This window comes from Streptomyces carpinensis, assembly GCF_002154505.1.
GTDB classification, from domain to species: Bacteria; Actinomycetota; Actinomycetes; order Streptomycetales; family Streptomycetaceae; genus Streptomyces; species Streptomyces carpinensis.
This window is the reverse complement of sequence record NZ_MUBM01000796.1, coordinates 1-541: the sequence shown is the minus strand read 5'-3', so window position 1 is coordinate 541 and position 541 is coordinate 1. Positions and strand designations below refer to the sequence as shown.

Annotated in this window: 1 pseudogene; it reads right to left on the bottom strand. The window is 71.7% G+C overall.

The features are described from left to right. Positions 1-541: pseudogene (locus BZY54_RS48835) on the bottom strand (efflux MFS transporter permease); the annotation flags it as partial.

The window sequence follows — 541 nt, the reverse complement described above, 5'->3', positions numbered from 1 at the left end:
GTGGCGACCGTGTTGAGCAGGGCGGTGCCGATCGAACCGCCGACCTGCTGCGAGGTGTTCACCGTCGCGGAGGTCACGCCCGAGTCCCGCTCGGCGACGCCCGCGGTCGCGGTGGCGAACACCGGCATGAAGGTCAGGCCCATGCCCAGGCCCATCAGCAGCAGCGCGGGCAGCACGCCAGGACCATGCCGGGGACCATGAGCGCGCGCGGTGCCACGCGGTGCAGCAGCCGGGCCGAGATCTGCGTGGAACCGACGATGATCGCGGCGGTCAGCGGCAGGAAGGCCAGGCCCGTCCTCAGCGGCGAGTAGCGGAGGATGCCCTGCAGGTAGTAGGTCATGAACAGGAACAGCCCGAACATGCCGATCACGGCCAGCAGCATGGTCAGGAAGCAGCCGGCCCGGTTGCGCTCCCGGATCACGTGCAGCGGCAGCAGCGGCATCGGGGCGCGGGTCTGCCACCACACGAACCCCGCGAGCAGGGCCGCCCCCACCGCGAACAGGGCCAGCACCAGCGGATCGGTCCAGCCGCGCGGCTGGGC